Here is a 1,894-nt window from a genome sequence, read left to right as displayed (position 1 = left end):
CCACCGGAACGCCCGCGGCGCCGCCGATGCGCGCCACGCAGCGGTTGCGACCGCCGCGCTTGGCTTCGTAGAGCGCCTCGTCGGCACGCCGCAGCACGCTGCTGACGGTGTCGCCGCTCTCGGCGAGCGTGATGCCGATGCTGATCGTGATGTTGCGGTCGGGCAGCCAGCGCGACACGTCGAGCCCGGCCACCTTCATCCGCAGCCGCTCGGCCGCGGCGATCGCGGTGTCGATGTCGACCTCGGGCAGCACGACGATGAACTCCTCGCCGCCCAGCCGGCCCAGCTCGACCGGCTCGCGCCCGCCGTCGCGCAGCACGGTGGCGATCGCGCGCAGGATGTCGTCGCCGACCAGGTGGCCGTGCTCGTCGTTGATCATCTTGAAGAAATCGAGGTCGACGATCAGCAGCGCGCAGGCCCGGCCGTCCGCCAGCATCGCCTGCAGCGTGCCCAGCACGTGGCGGCGGTTCGGCAGGTGCGTGAGCTCGTCGGTCATCGCGAGGTCCTGCATGCGGTGGCTGGTGCGGCGATGGCGCCAGACCAGCACCCCCATCACCACCACCAGCAGCGCGGCCAGCGCGATCACCACCGCGCGCAACGCGCTGGCGCGGCGCTCCTGGTCGAGCGCACGCTCGGTGGCCGCCTTCTCGCGCATCAGCAGCTGGTTCTCCTTGTCCTTCGCGGCGCTGTCGAACTCGACCTTCAGCGTCGCGAAGCGCTGGTCGAGCTGGCGATGCAGCAGTTCGTCGGAGACGGCCTTGTACTTCTGCTGCTGCTCGAAGGCACCGCGCCAGTCGCCCTGGTCGGACAGCGTCGCCGCCAGCTCGCCGTAGGTGGTGGCCAGCTCGGCGCGCGAATCGGCGGTGGCAAACACCTTCTGCGCCTCGCCCAGCGCCACCACCGCATCGCCCGGGCGGCGCAGCAGGCGCATCGCGATGCCGCGTTGCAGCAGCACCTGGGCACGCAGGCGCTCGTCGGGCGTGCGGTGCTGCAGCTCGCTCGCCTGGGCGAGCAAGGCGAGCGCGCCCACCGCATCGCCCCGTGCGTTGCGCACGCTGGCCAGCCCGCGCAGCGCGTAGGCCTCGCCGCGCGGGTAGGCAAGCTCGCGGCTCAGCGCCAGAACCGTCTCGAAGGCGTGCTGCGCGGCGTCCCAGTCCTTCAGGTTCTCGAGCGCCCGGCCAAGGTTGTGCTGCGTGACGGCCTGCTCGCGGCGCAGCCCGGCGGCCTGCTGCGCGCGCAGCGCCGCCTCGAAGTAGTAGCGCGCCTGGCTGTAGTCGCCCATGCGGTTGTAGAGGATCGCGATCGCGTTCAGCGAGGTCAGCGCCTGTTGCGGCATGCCCAGCCGCTCGTACAGCTGGTTGGCCAGGCGCAGGTCGAACAGGCCGTTGGCGAACTCGCCGCGCACGCCGCGCAGGTAGCCGCGGTGGTACAGGCCGTCGGCGCGCTGCTCGTCTTCGTGCATCTGCTCGGCGACCGCGACCGACTGCTCGAACAGGGCCATCGCCTGCACGCTGTCGCCGGCCAGTTCGCGCAGGTCGCCCTCGCAGCCGAGCAGGCTGGCACGCAGGCGCGGCGCACGTGGCAGCAGCGCGCGGGCCTGGCCGAGGTGCGCTTCGGCGGCGGCGCGGTCGCGCTCGGAGTGGTAGTCGCACAGCAGCCAGTGGGCCAGCACCAGCGAATCGGGGTCGGCCGCGGCGCCGGCCTGCTCCAGGTCGGCCAGCGCCTGCTCGGCCAGCTTGCGGCCCTGCTCGGGGTCGCTGCGCATCGCGGCGCGGCTGCGCTCGAGCATCGCGCGCGCCGGCGTGTCGGGCACGGCCGCCTGCGCCTGCACGGGCGACAGGCTCGTCAGCACGAGCAGGAGGCAGATCAGCGAGCGCGACGGCAGCATGGATTG

At 72.8% G+C, this 1,894-nt stretch carries 1 protein-coding gene; it reads right to left on the bottom strand.

The features are described from left to right. Positions 1-1,894, bottom strand: a 1,894-nt coding sequence (locus AC1DXV_RS34215) for a GGDEF domain-containing protein (RefSeq protein WP_477937993.1), incomplete at both ends; no start/stop codon positions are given.

The organism is Rhizobacter sp. P3_C12 (assembly GCF_056402735.1).
This window is presented reverse-complemented; position numbering and strand designations above follow the sequence as displayed.